Origin of the sequence: Pontibacter actiniarum (assembly GCF_003585765.1) — a bacterium.
In the GTDB taxonomy this organism is placed as follows: domain Bacteria; phylum Bacteroidota; class Bacteroidia; order Cytophagales; family Hymenobacteraceae; genus Pontibacter; species Pontibacter actiniarum.
Genome location: NZ_CP021235.1, coordinates 459,306 through 480,843, shown reverse-complemented (window position 1 = coordinate 480,843; position 21,538 = coordinate 459,306). Strand labels below are relative to the sequence as shown.

Annotated in this window: 17 protein-coding genes and 2 tRNA genes; 10 read left to right on the top strand and 9 right to left on the bottom strand. The window is 55.4% G+C overall.

The features are described from left to right. Window positions 1-61: 61 nt before the first annotated feature. From CA264_RS02085 to priA, 4 genes are all read left to right on the top strand, one after another. Window positions 62-430: a hypothetical protein gene (locus CA264_RS02085; RefSeq protein ID WP_025604159.1), complete on the top strand. Its 369-nt coding sequence runs from the start codon at window positions 62-64 to the stop codon at window positions 428-430. A gap of 68 nt (window positions 431-498) precedes the next feature. Next, window positions 499-1,512 (top strand): hypothetical protein, encoded by a 1,014-nt coding sequence (locus CA264_RS02080; RefSeq protein ID WP_025604158.1) that lies wholly within the window; start codon window positions 499-501, stop codon window positions 1,510-1,512. Window positions 1,513-1,605: 93 nt separating this feature from the next. After that, a complete protein-coding gene (locus CA264_RS02075; protein WP_025604157.1) occupies window positions 1,606-2,637 on the top strand; it encodes an LLM class flavin-dependent oxidoreductase in 1,032 nt (343 codons plus the stop codon). 247 nt (window positions 2,638-2,884) lie between these two features. Beyond that, complete coding sequence (gene priA, locus CA264_RS02065) at window positions 2,885-5,416, top strand: replication restart helicase PriA (RefSeq protein WP_025604156.1); 2,532 nt, start codon at window positions 2,885-2,887, stop codon at window positions 5,414-5,416. Between the two features lie 278 nt (window positions 5,417-5,694). Here priA and CA264_RS02060 read toward each other — a convergent pair whose 3' ends face one another. The 4 genes from CA264_RS02060 to CA264_RS02045 form a co-directional block, all read right to left on the bottom strand. After that, on the bottom strand, window positions 5,695-5,877 hold the full coding sequence (locus tag CA264_RS02060; RefSeq protein ID WP_119570412.1) for a hypothetical protein: 183 nt from the start codon (window positions 5,875-5,877) through the stop codon (window positions 5,695-5,697). A 250-nt stretch (window positions 5,878-6,127) separates the two neighbouring features. After that, window positions 6,128-7,570 carry an SLC13 family permease gene (locus CA264_RS02055; RefSeq protein ID WP_036775030.1) on the bottom strand — a complete coding sequence of 481 codons (1,443 nt, stop codon included), beginning with the start codon at window positions 7,568-7,570 and terminating at the stop codon, window positions 6,128-6,130. 76 nt (window positions 7,571-7,646) lie between these two features. Then, complete coding sequence (locus tag CA264_RS02050) at window positions 7,647-8,180, bottom strand: DinB family protein (RefSeq protein ID WP_036775028.1); 534 nt, start codon at window positions 8,178-8,180, stop codon at window positions 7,647-7,649. A gap of 312 nt (window positions 8,181-8,492) precedes the next feature. Continuing rightward, window positions 8,493-11,045 (bottom strand): M14 family metallopeptidase, encoded by a 2,553-nt coding sequence (locus CA264_RS02045; RefSeq protein WP_036775121.1) that lies wholly within the window; start codon window positions 11,043-11,045, stop codon window positions 8,493-8,495. 452 nt (window positions 11,046-11,497) lie between these two features. On the opposite strand from CA264_RS02045, the gene CA264_RS02040 reads away from it, so the two are divergent. Then, window positions 11,498-12,187 (top strand): TIGR02117 family protein, encoded by a 690-nt coding sequence (locus CA264_RS02040; protein ID WP_025604152.1) that lies wholly within the window; start codon window positions 11,498-11,500, stop codon window positions 12,185-12,187. A 69-nt stretch (window positions 12,188-12,256) separates the two neighbouring features. On the opposite strand, the gene CA264_RS02035 is transcribed toward CA264_RS02040, so the two are convergent. After that, complete coding sequence (locus CA264_RS02035) at window positions 12,257-12,970, bottom strand: pirin family protein (protein ID WP_025604151.1); 714 nt, start codon at window positions 12,968-12,970, stop codon at window positions 12,257-12,259. Window positions 12,971-12,992: 22 nt separating this feature from the next. Further along, window positions 12,993-13,553, bottom strand: coding sequence for a nitroreductase family protein (locus tag CA264_RS02030; protein WP_237151162.1), 561 nt, complete (start codon window positions 13,551-13,553; stop codon window positions 12,993-12,995). Between the two features lie 326 nt (window positions 13,554-13,879). On the opposite strand from CA264_RS02030, the gene hisC reads away from it, so the two are divergent. Both hisC and thiL read left to right on the top strand, forming a co-directional pair. Then, the gene (gene hisC / locus CA264_RS02025) at window positions 13,880-16,027 is read left to right on the top strand and encodes a histidinol-phosphate transaminase (protein ID WP_025604149.1); all 2,148 of its coding nucleotides are present in this window, start codon (window positions 13,880-13,882) and stop codon (window positions 16,025-16,027) included. Window positions 16,028-16,171: 144 nt separating this feature from the next. Beyond that, window positions 16,172-17,197: a thiamine-phosphate kinase gene (gene thiL / locus CA264_RS02020; RefSeq protein WP_025604148.1), complete on the top strand. Its 1,026-nt coding sequence runs from the start codon at window positions 16,172-16,174 to the stop codon at window positions 17,195-17,197. 161 nt (window positions 17,198-17,358) lie between these two features. Here thiL and CA264_RS02015 read toward each other — a convergent pair whose 3' ends face one another. Together CA264_RS02015 and rlmD are read right to left on the bottom strand one after the other, a co-directional pair. Next, window positions 17,359-17,727, bottom strand: a complete 369-nt coding sequence (locus CA264_RS02015) for a hypothetical protein (protein ID WP_025604147.1) — start codon at window positions 17,725-17,727, stop codon at window positions 17,359-17,361. A 158-nt stretch (window positions 17,728-17,885) separates the two neighbouring features. Continuing rightward, window positions 17,886-19,298, bottom strand: coding sequence for a 23S rRNA (uracil(1939)-C(5))-methyltransferase RlmD (rlmD, locus tag CA264_RS02010; RefSeq protein WP_025604146.1), 1,413 nt, complete (start codon window positions 19,296-19,298; stop codon window positions 17,886-17,888). A gap of 150 nt (window positions 19,299-19,448) precedes the next feature. Between rlmD and CA264_RS02005 the strand changes: the two genes are divergently transcribed. Beyond that, window positions 19,449-20,258 carry an SDR family oxidoreductase gene (locus CA264_RS02005; protein ID WP_025604145.1) on the top strand — a complete coding sequence of 270 codons (810 nt, stop codon included), beginning with the start codon at window positions 19,449-19,451 and terminating at the stop codon, window positions 20,256-20,258. Window positions 20,259-20,362: 104 nt separating this feature from the next. Here CA264_RS02005 and CA264_RS02000 read toward each other — a convergent pair whose 3' ends face one another. Beyond that, window positions 20,363-21,100, bottom strand: a complete 738-nt coding sequence (locus tag CA264_RS02000; RefSeq protein WP_025604144.1) for an SH3 domain-containing protein — start codon at window positions 21,098-21,100, stop codon at window positions 20,363-20,365. 73 nt (window positions 21,101-21,173) lie between these two features. Here CA264_RS02000 and CA264_RS01995 point away from each other — a divergent pair. Further along, window positions 21,174-21,246: transfer RNA gene (locus tag CA264_RS01995), tRNA-Lys, on the top strand. 137 nt (window positions 21,247-21,383) lie between these two features. Continuing rightward, window positions 21,384-21,456, top strand: a tRNA-Lys gene (locus CA264_RS01990). The last annotated feature ends 82 nt before the right edge of the window (window positions 21,457-21,538 follow it).

Genomic DNA, 21,538 nt, shown 5'->3' with positions numbered 1-21,538 from the left:
CATACAGATGCTTGCCATCATATTAAACCATGCTCAGTATCTCACCAAACTTACTTATACCATGAAAATAACCCCGCACCTACTTCTTTCTGTCTCTGTCTTTTGCCTTTTCAGCTGCTCTGAGAGCGAGGAGAATAAAACCACGGGCACTGCGCCCAATGCCCCTGCCGTTACAGCACCCGCGCAAACGCAGCCGGCCAACACCCAGAACACCACGGCCGCTGTTAACCCGCCGCACGGGGCACCCAACCACCGCTGCGACATTCCGGTTGGTGCCTCTCTCAGCCTGCCGCCGCAGCCGAACCTGAGGCCGGTGCCGCAGTTCACGCCTCCCGCGCAGGGCGGCACAGTAGCACCGGGCATGAACCCACCGCACGGGCAGCCGGGCCACGACTGCTCTATCGCTGTAGGTGCCCCTCTGAACAAGTAAAACATTAAAGCGCCGCACCCAGCCCCTGAAAAGGCTGGGTGGCAGAACCGGCAGAACCTCCTGAGCACATGAAGCACATACTTGCCATTGCCGTACTTTGCTGCATCGCGTACTGCAGCAGCGCCCAGCAGCAGTACTACAAGCCAAAGAAAATAAAGCACAAGGGAGCTTATGCTCTCAAGCAGGCAGGCGTCGTTTTCCCCGAGTCGATAGAGAAGTATAAAAAGCTGGATGTTTACGCCTTCAACGCTGAGAAGACAAATGTGGGCGTTACCTACGAGGTCAGGAACAACTATGAGAAGACAACCTTCACCATCTACGTTTACCCGGCAGACAGCAAGGCCGAAGGCCGTTTACGCGGAGAGTACCTGCAGGCGCTACAGTCCGTTGCCAACGCCTCCTACCGTGGCGTCGGGGCTGTACAGTATCCTGTTTCCTTTAAGGAAGACGGCTATAAGGTAAATGGCTTCACGGCCGACATCAACAGCAAGTTTGCCAAGGACCGCTCGCGCCTCACCGTGTTTGAGTGCGGCAACTGGTTCCTGAAAGTAAGGCTGTCTTCTGAGGACCTGGACTCGCTGGCGTTTCATACCCTGGAGCAGCAGCTCATTGCCCGGTTCTCTCCCGCAAAGCTCGTGCAGCAGGCACCTCTGTCGGGTACGTTTAACATGCACTTAGCCCCGGCTGCGTATCGCGACTCCACCATGCTGCATGCAACGCTGGGCAGTGCCTACAAGAAAGTGGAGTGGGCCGTAGAGAACCTGGATTCGCTGGAACGCTCCTCCTGCATACCGGATATGTACCTGGAGTTCCACACAGTACCCTTGCAGGAGCTCGTAAAGCTGTGGGAGGAGACAGCGTTCGCCAGCTCCCCCACTACAGACAGCTATATTTCGGAACTGAAGACGGTGACAGAAAGTGGCTTTTTAGAGGAGATGATCATGGACCAGTACAACATGGTAATGATCGTGCCGGATGAGATAGTGTTAGACCTGGCGGAATACAGGGTCTGGCTCAACCAGCACCCGGTCAGTATTAACCTTCATGAGAAGTTCTACGTGCTGAGCAGCAGCGATAAATAAAGCAGAACCCCTGTGGACTTGCTGCCTCCTGCAACCTCTGTTTAAACAATAAACAGCGCTGTTCTGTTAGGTTGTGTAGCTAAAGAGAGAAACATGAGCAATAACAAACAGAAAAAGCTTAACGATATACCTGCGTCCGTACTCGACCTGGTGCATATACTGTCGGGGCAAACAGCCGCAGACTCGTTCCCGAACAGCCTGGACCTTGCCCGCCACGTGGAGAAATGGGGGTTTGAGCGGTACTGGATGGCGGAGCACCATAACATGCCGGGCATTGCCAGTTCCGCCACTTCGGTCCTGATCGGCTACATTGCCGGAGGCACCTCCAGCATCAAGGTCGGCTCGGGGGGCATTATGCTGCCCAACCATGCGCCGCTCGTGGTGGCAGAGCAGTTCGGCACGCTGGCCTCCCTTTACCCGAACCGGATCGACCTTGGTTTGGGCCGGGCACCCGGCACCGACCAGCAGACAGCCATGGCCCTGAGGCGCAACATCGGCAGTGCCGGCGAAGACTTCCCCACAAACGTAAAAGAGCTCCAGCAGTACCTGTCTGCCGATAACCAGACCTCCCGTGTTAGGGCCGTTCCGGGCGAAGGGCTGAACATACCGCTGTGGATCCTGGGCTCCAGCACGTTTGGCGCACAGCTGGCAGGTATACTTGGCTTGCCCTACGCCTTCGCCAGCCACTTTGCACCGGCAAGCCTGCAGGTAGCCCTGAAAGTATACCGCGAGAGTTTTCAGCCGTCGGAGCAGTTGCAGGAGCCTTATGCCATGGCCTGTGTCAACGTTATCGCGGCAGACACCGACGAGCAGGCAATCCACCTGTCCACTACCCTGTACCAGTCCTTTCTGAACGTGATACGGGGCAAAGCACTGCCGCTGCAGCCCCCCGTGGATAGCATGGCCAGCCTCTGGGACGCCAACGAAAGGTATGCGGTAAACCAAATGCTGCGCTACTCCTTTGTCGGAAGCCCGGCAACCGTAAAAGAGGAGCTGCAGGCCTTTCTGGATGAGACCCAGGTAGACGAGATTATGGTGGCCTCCGCCATGTACGACCACCAGGCAAGGCTCCGTTCCTATGAAATCCTGTCGGACCTGTTTAAGCCTGCAGGCAAAACGGCTTAGGGAAACGGTACTACCCTTCCTGCCGGGCCGCCAGTGGCGGATAACAGCAGCCATACTTCAGGCGGAAACCACACAAAGGGCGGCTCCCGAACAGGAGCCGCCTTTTGCTTGAGCTTGTACTGCACTTCTGCCCAGGCACATGCACATGCTGCCAATGTTGAGGCTGGCACCGCCACATGCCCCACATCAGATTGCGAACAGTCATCAATTTTTACGACCTTTGTGTATAGCAAAAGTATAAACACCCTTGTCTGAGCTTTTAAACTTCAACTACCCGCCGGAGCCGGCAACGGACCGCGTCACGCTCTTTGCCGACGTCATCCTGCCCCTGCCCCTCCCCAAGCTGTACACGTACCGCATCCCGTTCGAAATGAACGACGAGGTGCTGGTGGGCGCGCGGGTAATTGTGCAGTTTGGCTCCAAGAAAGTGCTGAGCTGCATTGTGGCTGACATTCACGAAAACGCACCGGCCGACTACCAGGCAAAGTATGTGCTGGATGTGCTGGACGACAAGCCCATTGTTACCGCACCGCAGCTCAAGCTATTTAAGTGGATTGCCGATTATTACATGTGCACGCTGGGAGAGGTTATCAATGCCGCCCTGCCCTCTGCGCTAAAGCTCAGCAGCGAGTCCCGAATACAGCTACACCCGCACTACAACCCCGAGGAAGACGAGCTCGTGCTTGCCGCCCAGGAGGAGAAGATCATCTTTGCGCTGCAGAACAACCAGGCCCTGACCTTTAGCGAGGTCGGCAACCTGCTGCAGCTCAAGAGCTACCATAAGTTCATCAAATCGCTCATCCAGAAGGAGGCCATCATTATTTTTGAACAGGTGAGCGACAGGTTTTCGCCGAAGGTGGTGAAGAAGGTGCGCCTGTCGGAGCACTTTGTGCAGGAAGAGGGCATGCTGGAGGAGCTCTTTAACCAGCTCGCGCCGCAGCCCAAGCAGCTGGACGTGCTGCTGAACTACCTGCAGCTCGTGCCTGTGCACCAGGACATCCACCTCAACTACATGGGCGTGGACAAAGCCGCCCTTACCAACAACCCCCACCTGTCGGCCTCCTCCATCAACACCCTCATAAAGAAGGGCGTGCTGGAGCAGTTTGACAAGATCGTTTCGCGCTTCCCGATGGACCACGGCACGCAACAGCTGCCGATGGCACTGTCGGAGCACCAGCTGCAGGCGAAAGATGAAATTCTGGGGCTCTTCAAGGAAAAGGACACAGTGCTGCTGCACGGCGTAACGGGCAGCGGCAAAACAGAAGTGTACATTGACCTGATAAAGCATGCGCTGGACAGCGGCGGGCAGGTATTATACTTACTGCCCGAGATTGCCCTCACAGCCCAGATCGTAACGCGCCTGATGAAGGTGTTTGGCGACAAGCTGGGCGTGTACCACTCCAAGTTTTCAGACAACGAGCGCGCCGAAGTATGGCAGGGCATTCTGTCGGGCCGCTTTCAGGTGGTGGTGGGGGTGCGCTCCTCTGTCTTCCTGCCTTTCCACGACCTGTCGCTGGTGATTATTGACGAGGAGCACGAGGCCAGCTATAAGCAGTATGAGCCGGCGCCGCGCTACAACGCCCGCGAGACGGGCCTGATGATGGCGCACCTGCAAGGCGCAAAGACCCTGCTGGGCTCGGCCACGCCTTCCATAGAGAGCTACTACAACTGCAAAACCGGCCGCTGGGGCCTGGTAAGTATGACCAAGCGTTTCGGTGAGGCCAGGCTGCCGGACATCGAGCTGGTGGACACGCGCCGGGAGCAGCAACGCAAGAACATGCACAGCCATTTCTCGGCCAAGCTGCTGCAGGATATTGAGGAGCGGCTGAAGCGGCACGAGCAGGTGATCCTGTTCCAGAACCGCCGTGGCTATGCCCCTTTTATTAGCTGCGACGAGTGCTCCTGGATACCCAAGTGCAAGTTTTGCGCCGTTAGCCTCTCCTACCATAAGTTCAACAACGAACTGCGCTGCCACTACTGCGGCTACCACGAGCGCATGCCCCACGACTGCCCCGCCTGCGGTGCCACCACGCTTAGGAGCATGGGCTTCGGCACCGAGAAGGTAGAGGACGAGCTGAAGCTGCTTTTGCCCGACGCCGAGGTGCAGCGCATGGACCTGGACACGACCAAGAAGAAGAACAGTTACCAGCAGATTATCTCTGACTTTGAGTCCGGGCGCACCAATGTGCTGGTGGGCACCCAAATGGTTACCAAGGGCCTCGACTTTGAGAACGTAAGCCTGGTGGGTATACTTAATGCCGACACGATCATCAATTTCCCGGATTTCCGGGCGCATGAGCGGGCCTACCAGCTGTTTGTGCAGGTAAGCGGGCGCGCCGGCCGTAAAGGCAAGCCAGGTTCGGTGATTATCCAGACCCGCGACCCGCTGCAACCTATCTTTAACAAGGTGCGCAGCAACGATTACCAGACACTTTACGAGCACGAGATCGAGGAGCGCATGCGCTTCGGCTACCCGCCGTTCACGCGCATGATCCGCGTCACCGTAAAGCACGCCGATGACAAGATCGCCGAAAACGCTGCCATTGTACTGGCCAAAGACCTGACCGACCGGCTAGGGAAGCAGCAGGTACTGGGGCCGGAGGTGCCGTATATCTTCAAGATCCGCAACCTGTTCCTGCAGGAGATCCACATCAAGCTCCCGCGCGACACCACCAACCTGAAAGCTGCCAAAGGCCAGATCGCGCAGGCCATCTTCAACCTAAAGCTGCTGTCAGACTTTAAAGGAATCAGGGTGGTGGCAGATGTGGACCCGGTCTAAGTCGCCGCCCCTTTCTCAGCTCTGCCACAAATTAGGCGCACCTTTCTTGTACTTATATTGCACCATTGCACAAGGCCTTTGCAGCGATTAACTACGGGAGGAGTGGTTGAGGCAAAACAGGCACGAAAAAATTTTGCAAATATTTTTCCTTCTACAACAACCTTCCGCAAACCACTCGCGTAAATATAGATACCTTTGGCTAAAAGTTGAGAACCTGAAAGTCTGATTGTTCAGAAGGAACAGTATAGACTTTCAGGTTTTTCCTTTATCCCCCCTCCTTATTCCGGCCTGTCTTTTCGGAAAAGCATCAGCAGGTAAATTGCACCGAAAACCAGGAAGACCACCAGCAGGAAAACATCCAGCCACGAATATTCCCCCGTTAAAACCCTGTAGGCATTCAGGCCTGCAAAAACAAAGCAGACAACGGTCATTACGATGCGGTAAGTACGGCGATTTTGCATAAGAAATAGCAATTGTATAAGTGAAAGCTGTTATCGTTTCTACCCCCGGTACAGCAGGAGGCTCCCCAGCAGTAAAAGCAGGGGCAGCGTGTCGGGCCGCGGTGCAGTAAACGTTTGCGTGAAGGTAATGTAGCCAGAAAAAAGGCACAAACCAGGAGCATTTTATTATGCCTGTGTGGAAACAGGCGCTTTAGAACCACACCCCGAAGGTAGGCCATTCCGCTACGGAAAGCACTACCGCTTGCTGGCACTAAACCAGCATGTACAGCATCATCCAGGCTGTGATTAGCAGCGTAGCCACCAGGTTAAGAATAGCGCCGGTTCGCACCATCTGGCCAATGGGCACTTGCCTGCTGCCGTAAACAATGGCATTGGGCGGCGTGGCCACGGGCAGCATAAAGGCCATACTACAGGCAAGCACCGCCCCCAGCACCGGGTACAGCAGCGGCAAGCCCAGCCCATGCAGCACCCCAATGATGATCGGCACAAACGTAATGGCAATTGCTGTGTTAGAACTTACTTCGGTGAGCATCAGCACCAGGAAAACCAGCACCAACACAAGCAAAACCTGTTGGTTAGGGTCTATGAAAGAGGTAATGCTGCGCCCGATCACGTCTGCCAAGCCCGAGGTTACCACCAGCTGCCCCAGTGCCATCCCGCCGCCGAACAGCAGAATGGTGTCCCAGTCTATCTTTACCAGGTCTTCGGCTATGAGCGTACCGGCTCCGCCCGTTTCCTGCCCCGGTGGGATAAGGAACAGCAGCAGTGCCGCCAGCACCGCCACCGTGCTCTCTGCAAAATAGGCGCTCATAAAGGCATAGGCCTCCTCCATGCCGAATAAATTAAACACACCCGGCGCCAGCCACAGCACAACGGCCAGTGTAAACACCCCCATCGTTACCACCTCGCCCTTGCGTAGCTTTTCGCGTTGCTGCTGATGCTTCTCCACATAAGCCTGCACAACCTGTTGGTTGTAGTCGGACTTGCGCAGGAAATAGCGCATGTACAGGAGCAGAAAACCGTACATACTCAGAGAAACCGGCAAAGCCAGGTACATCCACTGCAGGAAATCGATGCGGATGCCCTGTTGCGCCAGGTAATTTACCCCGATCAGGTTAGGCGGCGAGCCAATAATCGTGCTGACGCCCCCGATAGAGGCGCTGTAGGCGATACCCAGCAAAAAGTAAACGGCCGAGCTTTTCCCCGTTTGCTCCGGCGGGCAAACCAGCTGCGTTACCCCCAGCATGAGAGGCAACAGCATGGCAACCGTTACGGAGTTGCTCACCCACATCGAAAGCACAAAAGAGATAAACGAGAAGCCGAGGAACAGGCGGAAGAGGCTCTGCTGAAAGAACGGCTGAGAAAGGATAAAGAGGGCGATGCGCTTGTCCAGGCCATGGCGCGTCATGGAGCGTGCCAGCAGAAAGCTGCCGATAAAAAGCAGAATAATCGGGTGTCCCAGGTTCTGGAAGGCTGTTTCAACCTCTGCCACCCCCAGCATAACCGCCAGGAGCACGCCCAGAAAAGCCGTCATGGAGAGCGGAATTACCTCTGCCATCCAGAAGACCAGGCAGAAGGCCATGATGGTGGCAACCAAGCGCGCCTGGTGCTCCAACATGGGCGTAAGCAGCCACACGAGCAACGCCAGCAGCGGCGCCACCACCATTCCAATGTTGCGACGGGTGAGGTACATAGCAGGTATTTAGCCCTTACAAACGCAAATACCTGGCTGAAGGATATCGTAAAGTAGAAGTATAGCTATACTTACTTTAGCTCTTCAGGTAGCGCTCCCTTAAAATCTTTTGGTGATGCACCTCATGCCCAAGTATGATATACCCCAGCGCCCGGACACTTACCTCTATCCCTCCGGAAATACCCTTCTGCTGCAGGGCCTCTTCATCAAAGCTTTTAAACAGCTCAATGGTGGCGGTGCGCAGCGAAGTGTACTCTGCAATGATAGCGTTGATATCCCGGGCATCGGCTTTGGCGGGTGCGATGTAGGCGTTCTCGTCGAAGCCCGGCAGCTCGGTTTTGTCCTGGCGGGCGAAGCGCAGGGCACGATACGAGAAAATGCGCTCCGTGTCCATAATGTGCACCATCATCTCCTTTATACTCCACTTGCCCGGGGCATAGCGGAATAGCAGCCGCTCCTCGGCCAGGCCCTGCACCATTCCTGTGATAAAGACGTAGCTGGCGGTCAGCCCTTCGATAAGGTCATCGGTTTTGGCCTGCTGCACATAGTTGCTCAGGAAGCCGCTGTGCTCTTCCGGTGTTGGAGGAGTAATTATATGTTGCGTCTGCATAACTCAATATCAATGGATATAGATGCTGTGCAAGGTACAACATTTATACTATAATATATAGGGGCCCATTTTATAGCTGCCCCCCCGTTCCGCAGCAGCGACGCGCCGGGCCTAAACGGGTGTGCCACTGGCTTGTCCGGAAGCCCTGCTTTACTTCTCTGAGCTGCCCGGGCCGCTCCCTTTGCCGCGGCCCCACCTCCTCTCCTGGCCTTAAAACTTCAGAAGGCGCGGCCTCCGTTCATTCGTAAGAACCTAAAAGAAAAGCCCCTGCTCCACAGTGGAGCAGGGGCTTCCTAAGGCATGCAGGCTTTGCTACTGCCCTACCACAAATACGGCGTTGCCAAATAACAGCTTACCGCCCTGCCAGAAACCTCTGAACAGCGGGTTGTCAGCCAGGTACACTACTTGCCCGCGACCCATCTCCTGTGTGCCGATGATGAGGGCGTCCTGCAGCTTCTCCTTCGCCTGTTGCCCTACGAAGCCGGTTGCATGGTTGTCTTTCTTCAAAACGCCCACGTTCCAGCCATTCTCCAGAAACCGGTACGTGTCAGACGAGCGGATGAGGGCGAAGTAGTTATCGCCGTACCCGAACGCAAGCGGGTGTGTCTTGTCCAGGTCCACGCGGTACACGCTTCCCTGCACCTCATCGGCCAGTTCTTCGCGCTCACGCTGCGCGTAGGTGCGCAGGTGCCTGTAGGGATTTTCCTCTTTGTCGGCGCCCTTTTCCTTCTCTGCACTCCCACTCTCTTTCTTCTTCAGGTCGAAGCCCTTCTTGCCGGCCAGGTAACCAGCGGCGCTTTCCATGGCGATTAGCTTGCCGCCGCCGCGCACCCACTCCTGCACCTTCTCCAGCGCCTGCTCGTCCAGCACCTTGCTGTAAGCGCCTGTAGGCAGAATCAGCACGTCAAACTCCTGCAGCGGAACCTGGCTAAAGTATGAGGTATTCAGCACGGTGACCGGGTAGTTTATCTGCTGCTCAAAGAAGTGCCATACTTCCCCGAAGCCGTAAGGAGAAACACCTTCGCCGGACATAACGGCCACCTTGGGCATTTTCAGGTAGCGCACATTTCCTGAGCCAAAGTCCGCGCCGCTCGATACAAAACCAGTGCTGGTGGCATGCAACTGCACGTTAAGCTGTTGGGCCAGCTCGTGCACCGTGCTGTCAAACCCGTCGCCCATGCGCTCGTTGCCGGTGCGTGTAATAACCAAGGTGCCAGGCGTGTATTGCTCGCCACCGATTTCAAACGGGCGCTCCGCCATCCGTACCTTCACTCCTTTTTCCATCAGCTCCGTCATAAACGTTAGGTCCTGCAGGCTGTTCCAGCTGGCCAGGTAGGCGTATGGCTTCGCTATGTCGATAGCGGCCGGCGTAGTGCCGGGCTTGCTGCTGCTCATCGCCACTTTGCCCTTCACGGCATAGGCCTGCACCCCGTATGCGTACGGCAAAGACCAAGAGGTGATGTCGTAGGTGAGGGAGTCCTCCAGCTTGGCGTTGGGCTCAAACAACACCTTCACCAGGGTAGATTTAGGCTGATACATGCTGATTACCACGTCCTGCGGTGCCAGCTTTACACTTTCGGTTTTACCGTTGCTGTAGTTGTAACCTCTCACCGAGCCGTTGTTGGCCGCATAGCCGTACGCGATGCCTTGCTGCTCCAGGTAGTCCGTCAGCATTTTGATGTTGCCAGGGCTGCTGCCGCTCTGTTTAATCACGAAGGACTTGTACTCGCCCTCGGGGTTTCTCAGGCTGCTGTCGTAGTATTTGCGGAACTCCTGCTTCAGCTGGTCGGCCTTCTCGGAGGTAGCCTTGATGGTGGCTTCGCTCGCGGCAACGTGATGGGCGATACGGTCGCTGAGCGTGAGGGTGTCGCCATCCGCCTTTCGGTAGGCCAGGCCGGCACGGCCGGAGCCACCCTGCTCATAGGTCATACCAATGGCACCGTTGTAGGTGGGCCAGGTGTCACCGTAGCTGGGGTAAAACAGGTCGAAGCTCTCGCGGGTGAAGTACAGCCAGTTGTTTTTATCAAAGTACTGCCGGTTGTACTCGCCGATGGTGTTTTGGAACTGGCGCTGCCAGGGAGTTATACTTTCGTGGAAAGGCTTGGCTGCCGGCGAGAAGTAGTAAGGCGCTTCGGGGCCCATCTCGTGAAAGTCGGCGTGCACCTGCGGCAGCCAGCTGTTATACTTCTTTAGCCGCTCCCTTGACTCCACCTGTGTTTGCCAGGCCCAGTCGCGGTTCAGGTCGAAGTAATAGTGGTTCGGCCTGCCGCCCGGCCACGGCTCCCAGTGCTCCCAGGCATAAGGCGAGGCATTGCCGCCCCGGTTCGAGGCCTGCTTGTACCACTGCACGTAGCGCTCGCGGCCATCCGGGTTCACCACCGGGTCCAGGATCACCACTGTGTTCTGCAGCCACTGCTTACTCTGCGCACTTTCCGGGTTCACCAGGTCGTAGAGCACCTGCATCACCGCCTCCGAGCTTACCGACTCGTTGCCGTGCACGTTATAGCTCAGCCATGCAATGGCAGGCTGCTCCCCCTGCACCTGGCCGTTGGTCAGGTTGGCCTGGCGGAGGTTGTTCTCGCGGATCTGCTCCAGGCGCGCCAGGTTTTCGTCAGAAGCGACGTAGGCCAGCACCAGCGGGCGGTTTTCGTAGGTGCGGCCATATTCCTCTACTTTGATACGGTTAGGCGCCTGCCCTGCCAGGTAGGCCACATAATCCAAAATGCGGTTATGGGTAGTGAACTGCTCCCCCAGCTCATAACCGAGGAACTGCGCCGGAGTCTGGAGCCGCTGCTGTGCCACGGCCACCTGCACACTCAGCGTTACCAGCAGCAAAGCGGCAAAACGCTTTAGAGGTTTTATCATGTTTATACTTATAAAGTAGGTGTATAGTGAGTTTGTAATAAGGTACAATCTGCGCAAAAAAGGCGAGTTTGGCAAGCTGCCGCGCAGTTGCCCGCTTATAGGCACTTCCTGCGGCGGCGGATTATCTTTTGGTTAAATTTTAAAGTTGTTTAAACTTTTGCCAGAAAAGCGTTACATTTGTACCCGAATCCCAATCTGGGTTTCCTATCGCCCTACACACCACCGAAAACAACTTCTTACAAGGCGCAGCTTTGCAGTAACCAAGGGGTGCTATGCCCTCCACTGCTCCAGCTTTAGTGGTAACGCAACTACACTATACTTACTGGCAGAGGGCATTAGGGCGATTTTTCAGAGAAACTAAACTAACTAAACTACACTCAGGCCCGGCGCTTTGCTCCGGGCTCTGTTTTTTTATAGCCATACTTCTGCGGCCGCGCCCGTATGCTCAAAGTATGAGGGATGCGCTGAAGAAAATAACAACGGGTGTACTTTGGCTCTTCATGGCGGTGCTCAGTTGTGTGGCAGCCTTCCTGCTGGCCGCTTTTCTGCTCAGCAGCGTGCCGGTGAACAGGGGCTATGCGCAGGCGCATCAGGAACCGGTTGAGATTTTTGTAACCTCGAACGGGGTGCACACAGACATTATTGTGCCGGTGGCCACCGTCTACATCGACTGGCGCCGGAGGTTACCGCTGCACCAGTTCGAGCGCGTAGACAGCAGCTTCCGCTACCTCGCCTTTGGCTGGGGCGACCGGCGTTTTTACATGGAAACACCTGAGTGGAGCGACCTGCGGCCAGGGGTAGCCGTTACTGCTGCGCTTTGGCCAACCCGCTCGGCTATGCACGTTACCTACATTCGCTCCCGCCCTGTACCCAACCGCCGGCAACAGCCCGTGCTCCTCTCCCCGGAGCAGTACCAGCGCCTGATCACCTACATCGACCATTCCTTTGTACAGCAGCACGACGGTTATACCCACATCCGAAACACCGGCTACACCGGCCAGGATACCTTCTACGAGGCGCACGGCCGGTTTTACATCCTGAAGAACTGCAACAACTGGGTTAACCAGGGGCTGAAGCGCGCCGGAGTGAAGACAGCCTTGTGGGCTCCTATCCCCTATGCGGTGATGCGGCACCTGCGCTAAAAGAAAAGCCCCAGCATGTGCCGGGGCTCCTTCTACATCAATCACTAAACACAATAGTTCTATCTGATTCTACTTCATCGGCACTTCCATCAGCAGGACTTCTGCATCGCCGGAGGCTTTCACCGTGACGCTGCTCACATCACTTATCCCCATACCGTCGCGCTTAGACAGCTTCTCACCGTCTATTTCCACCTCACCGTCTATCACGAAGGCGTACAGGCCATTGCCTTGCTTGTGTAGCGTGTACTCCTCAGAGAAACCGCTTTTCAGGGTGCCGAGCGTGAACCAGGCATCCTGGTTAATCCAAAGGGCTCCCTCCTGCTTCTCCGGGGCGATAACGGTTTGGAGTCTGTTCTGGCGGTCTTCGGGCCGAAAGGTCTTCTGCTCGTAGCGCGGCGTGATATCCCGCTCTTTCGGGAACACCCAGATCTGCAAAAAGTTTACAGGGTCTGCCTTGGAGGCGTTAAATTCTGAGTGCGTTAACCCGCTGCCCGCCGACATGATCTGCACCTCGTTGGTCTGGATAACCTCTTTGGTGCCGGTGCTGTCCTGGTGGGCGAGCGACCCCTTGATCGGAATGGAGACAATCTCCATGTTGTCATGCGGATGTGTGCCAAAGCCCATGCCCGGTGCCACCACATCATCGTTCAGCACGCGCAACAGGCCAAAGCCCATGCGCTCCGGGTTGTAGTACTGGGCAAAGCTGAAGGTATGGTGAGAGTCCAGCCAACCATGGTTGGCACGGCCGCGCGTGGCGGCTTTATGCATTACTTTCTGGCTCATAGCTGTATCTTTTTGAGGTTTATTACTTCTGTTCCCAGTGCCCTTTGAACACCAGCTCATTCAGCGGCTTTCGCACGCGCGGCGCCAGCTCACGCTCCCTCAGGTTCTCCGGCAGCGACTCGGGCTCGCCCACGTAGCCTACCGCCCCCATCGAAACCGGCTCAAAACCTTCCGGTATGCCCAGCACCTCCCGGGCCTTGGCCGCGTCGAAACCGCCCATCAGGTGTACATGCAGGCCGAGGTCGGTGGCCTGCAGCAGTAGGTTGCCGGTGGCAAGCCCCACATCGTGCCAGGCGTGGCCGTTAGGGTTTCCGTTAAAGTCGTAGCTCTTTTTGGCAACCGTAATAAACAACGCCGCCGCATTCTTAGCCCAACTGTTACCGGCTACCAGGCAGTTAGCAAGGCGCTCAAAGCTCTCCCTGTTATCGCTGGTGGCATAGATAAAGCGCCACGGCTGCTCGTTCATGGCCGATGGGGCCCAGCGGGCTGCCTCAAACAGCGCCTCCAGCTGCTCTTCGCGCACGGGGCGGTCGCTAAAGGCACGCGGGCTCCAGCGTTGTTCTATCAAAGTATGAATCTTCAAGTTATTTTCTGTTGATGTCTCCATTTTGTTTTCCTTTTGTAAACCTGCTACACTTCTTTTGGTTATGTCACCTGATAAAAAGTAACAGGTACAAATTTAATGTATATACATATAATGTACAAACATATTATTATTTTTGTTCCCGCTAAACGAGATAATTATTACGTGGCGGGCCTGCACCTGCTCGCATCATCAGAAAAATCAATCCAAAAAAAGTTTAAACTAAATCACCTAAAATCAGCTATGTACTTATATTTAGCTATATTAGTAGTCCAAAAAGGTAGTCCGCTAGTGCTACTATCTAATTTAACGCTTCATTATCCCTTATGAAAACTTTTGCCCAGGCTGTTTACAATGGCGCCGCAAACGAGAACTTATTTGGAGCATCCTCAAAAGTTACCGCTGCCTTACAGGATGCCATAGCCCAGGTCCACAGCTACCCCACTCCTGATGCAGCACCGCTTCGGCAGGCGATAGCCTACCACCTGGGCCTGCAGCCGTCTCAGATAGCGGTGGGGAGCGGCTCCGCCGAACTCATCTCACTGCTGGTGCGCGCTTTCTGCCAGCCGTTCGCAGAGAGCAACGTTGTGTCGGTGGCGCCAACGTACCCGCTTTACCAGATGGAGGCCGCCGCGCTGGGCGTTACTTTTAAGCCGGCTCCGCTAAACAGCAAGTATGAGTTTGACATCGATTGCCTGCTGCGGCAGGTTGACGGCAACACGCGCCTTGTTTTCCTCTCAAACCCCAACAACCCCACCGGTGGTTATCTCACTTACGCTCAGCTGGAGCGGCTACTGCAGGAGATACCGCCACAGGTGCTACTGGTGCTGGACGAGGCTTACGTGGAGTTTGTAACCGCCCCGGACTTCGCCAAGGCCCTGCCGTACCTGGCACAGCATGCCAACCTGGTAGTGCTCCGGACATTCTCGAAAGCCTACGGCCTTGCCTCCCTCCGCGTGGGCTACATGGTGGCTCAGGAGCAACTGCTTGCTCGACTACTCCCGGCCAAGCAGCCGTTTAACGTGAACCAGCTGGCGCAGATTGGCGCCGTAATCGCCCTGGAAGACGAGGAGCACCTCGCCTATACTTTAACCGAAACGGCAATCGGGAAAGCCCATTTGCAGCAGCTACTGGATGCCGAAGGCGTGCAGTGGTGGCCGTCTGAGGGTAATTTCCTGTTTGTGGATGCCGGTATGCCGGCGGCTGGCCTGGCCGCGGAACTGCAGCAGCAGGGTATCCACGTGCGCGAAACCGATAGCAGGTTTCACCTGCGGATAACCGTGGGCACCAAAGAGCACCAGCAACACCTGCAGGAGCAGTTAAAAGCTATACTTGCCCCACACAGCGTCTGGCACGACAAAACGCTGGCGCAGATCCTTCACACAGGCTACGCCCTCCCCAAGGCAGACGATGTGTTCAAAGCACTAGCCGCCGTGTCTGAACTGGCCGAAGGCGCCAACAGCATCGGCTCCGCCGCCGAGCGCATTGCCCTGGCCTATGCCCGTGCCTTCAGCACTTGCCTAGGCCCGGAAGGGAACGAACACGCCGGCAACCTCTACAGCAGCACCTACGGCGAAACCGATATGATATCGGCATTCAACGTGCTGGTGAAGGCTACGCCCCTGGTGTCGTTTGGGCACATGTTCGGGAACCTGGCCATTGCCGGGGCCACCGCGCACGCCGACGAGATACACATTTTAGACCTGGGTATAGGCGGAGGCCTCCAGTGGCTGCACCTGCTCGAGTTGCTCGCTGCGCGCCCGGGAACCCCGCCGAAGGTTAGCATCACCGGCGTGGATATCCCCGCTGCAACGGGCAAGCCAGAGGCACGCCTGCAACAGACAGGTGACATGCTACAGCAACACGCCTCCCGCTTAGGGCTGAACTTCACGTACTCCTGCCTGGCAAAGCGCCTGGAGGAGCTAAGCATGCAGGAGCTGTACTTCTCCCCTACCGAGGCCCTGGTGGTTAACTCTGCCTTCACGCTGCACCACCTCCCCGACCAGTTGCTGGGCGAGGTAGACTACCGCGACAGGATTCTGCAGCAGATCAAGGCACTGAACCCAGTTATCTTCACGCTTACCGAGCCCGACTCGGAGCATAACAAGCTCAGCTTCCTGCCACGCCTGCGCGAGTCGCTACGCCACTACTACACGGTGTTTGACGCCCTGGACACGCTGCTGCCACGCCTGCTGCCGGAGCGCCAGGTAATTGAGCAGGAGTTCTTTGGCAGGGAGATCATCAACGTTATTTCCTGTGAAGGCGCCCGCCGAGTGGAGCGCCACGAGCGCCACGAGGCCTGGCGCCAGCGCCTGGTGCGCAACGGCTTTGCCCCTATCGCAGCCGCTGCCCCCACCGATAGCATACAGGAGGCCCTGCAGCTGCATGAGAACTTTCTGCTGCAGCCAAACGGCGCCGGCTATACCCTGTGCTGGAAGGGCACACCCGTGGTGGCAGCCACTGCCTGGGTGTAGCCACGGCCGTACCTTTGTAGTTTAGCTGAAGTGAGGGAGTCGTCGCAAGGCGGCTCTTTTGCTTTAACGCGACGCTAAACCAGGCGCACTCTCCCCTCTCTGTTTCTTATTTTGTATCTTTGCCTCTCCTAAACAGATGTAACTATGAGTGAATATACCCCTTTAAGCGAAGTAGGCGAGTTTGGCCTGATCCGGAAGATCAAAGAGAAGATCGAGCTCCGCAACGAATCAACCGTCAAAGGCATTGGTGATGACGCGGCTGTGCTGCAACCCGGCGAGAAGCAGGTGGTGGTGTCGTCGGACATGCTGCTGGAGAGTGTGCACTTCGACCTGACCTTCTGCCCCCTAAAGCACCTGGGCTACAAGGCCGTGGCCGTGAATGTGTCCGACATTGCCGCCATGAACGCCAAACCAACGCAGATTACGGTAAACATTGCTGTAGGCGCACGCTTTACCCTGGAAGCTGTAGAAGAGCTGTACGAGGGAATCCGCCTGGCCTGCGAGAACTATAAAGTGGATTTGGTGGGAGGCGATACGACCTCATCCAGAGCCGGCCTGGTTATCAGCGTCACGGCGATCGGCGAGGCTGCCCCGGAGGAGATCGTGTACCGCAACGGCGCCAAGGTAAACGACCTGGTGTGTGTAACCGGTGACCTGGGCGCAGCCTACATGGGGCTGCAGATCCTGGAGCGCGAAAAGCAGGCCTTCCTGGCCAACCCGGACATGCAGCCGGAGCTGGAGGAGAAACAGTATATTGTGGGCCGCCAGTTGCGCCCGGAGGCCCGTATGGATGTCATCTACGACCTGAAAGAGCGCGGCGTCCAGCCCACCTCTATGATCGATATCTCGGATGGGCTGGCCTCAGAGCTGTTCCATATCTGTAGCCAGTCTAAGGTGGGTGCCGTGGTTTACAAAGACAACCTGCCCGCCGACCCGCAGATGCTGGAGACAGCCGTGGAGTTTAACATCGACCCGCTTACCTGCATTATGAACGGTGGCGAAGACTACGAGCTCCTCTTCACGGTTCCCCTCTCCGCCTACGACGAGCTGAAGAACCACCCCGACATCACCATCATCGGCAACATCACCCAGGAAGGCGAAGGCGTGAACCTGGCAACAAAGTCCGGCCAGGTATTCCCGCTGAAGGCCCAGGGCTGGAGCCATTTTTAAGACGCGGCGCGTCTTAGACACAAGTAGCAAGACATAAGACACTAGACTTTTTCTTGTATTTGAGGAATAACAAAGGGAGGCTTACTAGTCTCCCTTTGTTATTTTAGTTATGCACAACAATTTGTCTTGCTACTTGTGCCTTATGCCTTGTGTCGCAAAACTCAATCTTCCGGGAAAGGAATAAACACGAAGTTCTGGAAATCGCCGTCCACCACAAAGAGACAGCAGAACTCGTCGGCGTCTTTATAGGCGGCTTTAAACTCCTCCACTTTGTCTTCTGCCACCAACTGTCGGTTTATAAAGTCCTCCAGGTACGAGGCGTTAATATGCCAGTCGAGCGCCACTTCCTCCTTGGCCAGAAACACAGAGCCCACCGGCACCTGCGTGCGGCTAAACACAAAAATAGGGTAATCAGAAATTTTACGCTTGCGCACCTGATACGATGCCTCTTTCAGCGTCTCGGCCACTACCACAAAATTCTTCGAGATAGTGCCGAGGTATTTACCATTCAGTTCCGGATCGTTTTCCATAATATTTTGGGGACACAAGTAGCACGACACAAGACACAAGATTTTTCAGCAAATGACAATTCGGTAATGACTCACAATGTAGCTCATAAAAAGCTGGATCAGCCAAAAGGTTCTACTAAAAAAAAGTCGTGTGTCTTGATACCTGCTACTTGTGTCTTCTATCTAGCTGTTAACAATACTATATTTTCTACGTGGTGCGTCTGCGGGAACATGTCCACCGGCTGCACACGGGTTACGTCATACTTCTCTGAGAGCCACTCCACATCGCGGGCCTGTGTGGCTGGGTTGCAGCTGACATACACAATGCGGTTCGGGTGCACCTGCAGCAACTTCTTCACCACATCCTCATGCATGCCGGCACGCGGCGGGTCAGTGATCACCACATCAGGCCTGCCGTGGCGCTCGATCAATTCATCAGACAGAATATCCTTCATATCACCGGCATAAAAAGTAGTGTTGGTGATGTTGTTGATTTGGGAGTTGATCTTGGCATCTTCGATGGCGCTTGGCACATACTCAATCCCAATTACCTCACGTGCCTGATGTGCCACAAAGTTAGCGATGGTGCCGGCTCCTGTGTAAAGGTCGTATACCAGTTCGTTGCCTGTCAGGTTAGCGAGCTCGCGTGTCTTCTTGTACAGCTCGTAAGCCTGATCCGCATTGGTTTGATAGAAAGATTTAGGTCCCACACGGAACTTGATCCCCTCCATATCCTCGTGGATGTATGGCAGGCCTTTATAACACACCACCTCCAGATCATGGAAGGTCTCGTTGCCTTTGGAGTTCACCACATACTGCAGTGAGGTAATTTCCGGGAAGGTGGCAGCCAGGTGCTGCATCAGCGCCTCCATTTCCTCCGGCCTGTCTTCGTACACCTGCACAATTACCATCACCTCGCCCGTGTTAGCTGTACGGATGATGAGGTTGCGCATATAGCCTTCCTGTTTCACGATATCGAAGAAGGGCAGGTCATGCTTTTTGGCGTAGTCGCGCACCTCCAGGCGAATCGCGTTCGACGGGTCGGGCTGCAGGTAGCAATGCTTGATGTCCAGGATCTTATCGAAGCGGCCCGGGATGTGAAAGCCCAGCGCGTCGCGGTCAAACTCCTGCCCCGACTGTATCTGCTCTTTCGTAAGCCAGCTGGTGTTGGAGAACGTATACTCCAGCTTATTGCGGTAGTAGCGGGTGTTGGCAGAGCCGAGGATAGGATCGAACGCCGGAAGCGGCACTTTGCCGATACGCTCCAGGTTATCCTTTACCTGCTTCTGCTTAAAGTGCAGCTGCGTATCGTAGCCGATATGCTGCCACTTACAGCCGCCACAGGTTCCGAAATGCTCACAGAATGGCTGCACACGCAACTCCGAAAGCTCATGAAAGGCCACGGGTTCGGCTTCCAGAAAGCTCTTTTTCTTGCGGGTAATGCGCAAATCCACCACATCGCCGGGAGCCACCCCGGCAACAAATATCACCATGTTATCGTGGCGCGCCAGGCATTTGCCCTCGGCCACCATGTCCTCTATTTTGATGTGCTCGAGTATCTCGAACTTCTTTTTCTTGCTCTTATTTCTCACAGTGGCACAAAATTACAAAAATCTGGGGAGATAAGTCAGGTGTTTGCATGCCAAACCGAAGTATAAGCCCCGTCCTTTTGCATTCAGCCCCAGGCAATCAAAGATAAAAATTATCTTTGTGGTTGATTGAGTAGAAGAAAAGCTAAGCAAATGAAAAATAAAGTAGTGCTGATTACCGGCGGCACGTCGGGTATTGGCAAAGCGCTGGCCTTCGCCTTTGGCCGTGCAGGCGCAAAAGTAGTGGTTTCCGGCCGCAACCAGCAGAACCTCAGCAGCACCAGCCAGGAGTTGGCAGCGGCAGGCATTGATAACTTAGCCCTGAACGCCGATGTGAGCGTGGAGGAGCAGTGCCAGCGCATGGTACAGGAAACGGTTGACAAGTATGGCCGCCTGGATGTGCTCATCAACAACGCCGGCATCTCCATGCGCGCGCTGTTCGAAGACCTGGACCTGAACGTGATCCGCCAGGTGATGGACATTAACTTCTGGGGCACCGTGTACAGCACCAAATATGCGCTGCCGTATATCAAGCAAGCAAAAGGCTCTGTGATTGGCATCTCGTCTATCGCCGGCTACAGGGGCTTGCCCGCCCGCACGGGATACTCCGCCTCCAAGTTCGCCATGCACGGCTTCCTGGAGACCCTGCGCACCGAGCTGCTGCACTCGGGGGTGCACGTGCTGCTGGCCTGCCCCGGTTTTACGGCATCCAACATCCGCAACACAGCCCTAGCGGCCAACGGCCAGCAGCAGGGCGAAACGCCACGTGAGGAGGAGAAAATGATGAGCGCGGAGGAAGTAGCCGACAGAATCCTGCAGGCGACCATCAAGCGCAAACGTGACCTGGTGATGACCACGCAAGGGAAACTGGCGGTTTGGGTGAATAAGCTCTTCCCGAGCCTGGCCGACAAGCTGGTGTACAACGTGATGGCGAAAGAGAAAGACTCGCCGCTGAAGAAGTAGTTATCTGCTATCGCGTAGCAAGTCAAGTAGCAGGTATCACGACAGCCGCATTCTATGAAAGCCTGCGGTCTTGATACTTGGGCCGTGCTACGCGATAGCTCCTCCTAAGGCAGCTCCAGCAGGTTGCTCTTGCGGATGTAGGCCTTCTCCCCTTTCCACTTTATCTCGTACCAGATATCCTGCTCACCAGTAATGGGCACCTTGTGGCCCTCTGAGGCAGTGGCAAGCCAGTTGGCGCCGGCAGAGGGGGCCGACATGATGGCCACGTGGCTGTTTTTGATAATGCCTTCGTCGCCGAGGTTTAGGAAGTTTATGTAGTAAAGGATAAACAGCAGGTACAGCGTAAAGCCCAGCCGGAAGGGGCCTGTGAACTTGTGCCCCCTGCGCCAGCTGATAAACATAACGGTTACCGTGACCACGGCAGTCAGCAGCAGCAGCTCCAGTATCTGCATGTAGTGCTTGCTGAACTGCGTTTTAAAAAACTGCAGGTCGTTGTACTCATAGCCATGTAAACGGTGGGCCTGCGCCAGCTCCTCCATCTTTCGAAGCGTGGAGCGGCTGGGCTCCTTGGTGTAGAACATGTGCAGGTAGTACATTGCACCGGTGTAGTCGCGCAGCCCCTCTTTGATGTAGGCCATCTTCAGGAGCATCTGCGGCGAGTAGCGTTGCTCATTTTGCAGGATATTCTCATACAAGCCAAAAGCATCGGAGTAATGCTGCTTTTGGAACAAAGAATCTGCTTTAGCCAGTGTTAAATTATCTCCCTGAGCATAAGCCGGTTCCGCCAAAGGCACCAGAAAAATAATCAAAAAGGCAGATATTTTAGACAAGATGTTTTGCATTTAAAATCTTAGCTGTTACTTTTGCATCGCAATTCAGGGAAACGCCTTGAGAACGCAAGTTAAGAAATAAACTGATTCTGTAGCTCAGCTGGTAGAGCAATACACTTTTAATGTATGGGTCCTGGGTTCGAATCCCAGCGGGATCACAAGAAAGCAAGCACTTTTCATAACCTGAAAGTTCTTGCTTTCTCCTTAACAAGGAGGTTGAAAAAAAACGAAATTAAATTTTGCAATTTAAAATAAAGCTGCTAATTTTGCCCTCCCAAACAACAGTAAAACAAACGATTCTGTAGCTCAGCTGGTAGAGCAATACACTTTTAATGTATGGGTCCTGGGTTCGAATCCCAGCGGGATCACTAAGAAAGCCACTCCGAAACGGGTGGCTTTTTTTATTCCCCCACCTACAGCCGCTTTGCCCTGGCAGCGCCCTCCACCCTC

Excerpts from the sequence above, each read along its gene's own strand:
- CA264_RS02085 (WP_025604159.1), top strand. The coding sequence starts at position 62 with ATGAAAATAACCCCGCACCTACTTCTTTCTGTCTCTGTCTTTTGCCTT.
- CA264_RS02080 (WP_025604158.1), top strand. The coding sequence starts at position 499 with ATGAAGCACATACTTGCCATTGCCGTACTTTGCTGCATCGCGTACTGC.
- CA264_RS02075 (WP_025604157.1), top strand. The coding sequence starts at position 1,606 with ATGAGCAATAACAAACAGAAAAAGCTTAACGATATACCTGCGTCCGTA.
- CA264_RS02060 (WP_119570412.1), bottom strand. The coding sequence starts at position 5,877 with ATGCAAAATCGCCGTACTTACCGCATCGTAATGACCGTTGTCTGCTTT.
- CA264_RS02055 (WP_036775030.1), bottom strand. The coding sequence starts at position 7,570 with ATGTACCTCACCCGTCGCAACATTGGAATGGTGGTGGCGCCGCTGCTG.
- CA264_RS02050 (WP_036775028.1), bottom strand. The coding sequence starts at position 8,180 with ATGCAGACGCAACATATAATTACTCCTCCAACACCGGAAGAGCACAGC.
- CA264_RS02045 (WP_036775121.1), bottom strand. The coding sequence starts at position 11,045 with ATGATAAAACCTCTAAAGCGTTTTGCCGCTTTGCTGCTGGTAACGCTG.
- CA264_RS02040 (WP_025604152.1), top strand. The coding sequence starts at position 11,498 with ATGAGGGATGCGCTGAAGAAAATAACAACGGGTGTACTTTGGCTCTTC.
- CA264_RS02035 (WP_025604151.1), bottom strand. The coding sequence starts at position 12,970 with ATGAGCCAGAAAGTAATGCATAAAGCCGCCACGCGCGGCCGTGCCAAC.
- hisC (WP_025604149.1), top strand. The coding sequence starts at position 13,880 with ATGAAAACTTTTGCCCAGGCTGTTTACAATGGCGCCGCAAACGAGAAC.
- thiL (WP_025604148.1), top strand. The coding sequence starts at position 16,172 with ATGAGTGAATATACCCCTTTAAGCGAAGTAGGCGAGTTTGGCCTGATC.
- CA264_RS02015 (WP_025604147.1), bottom strand. The coding sequence starts at position 17,727 with ATGGAAAACGATCCGGAACTGAATGGTAAATACCTCGGCACTATCTCG.
- CA264_RS02005 (WP_025604145.1), top strand. The coding sequence starts at position 19,449 with ATGAAAAATAAAGTAGTGCTGATTACCGGCGGCACGTCGGGTATTGGC.
- CA264_RS02000 (WP_025604144.1), bottom strand. The coding sequence starts at position 21,100 with ATGCAAAACATCTTGTCTAAAATATCTGCCTTTTTGATTATTTTTCTG.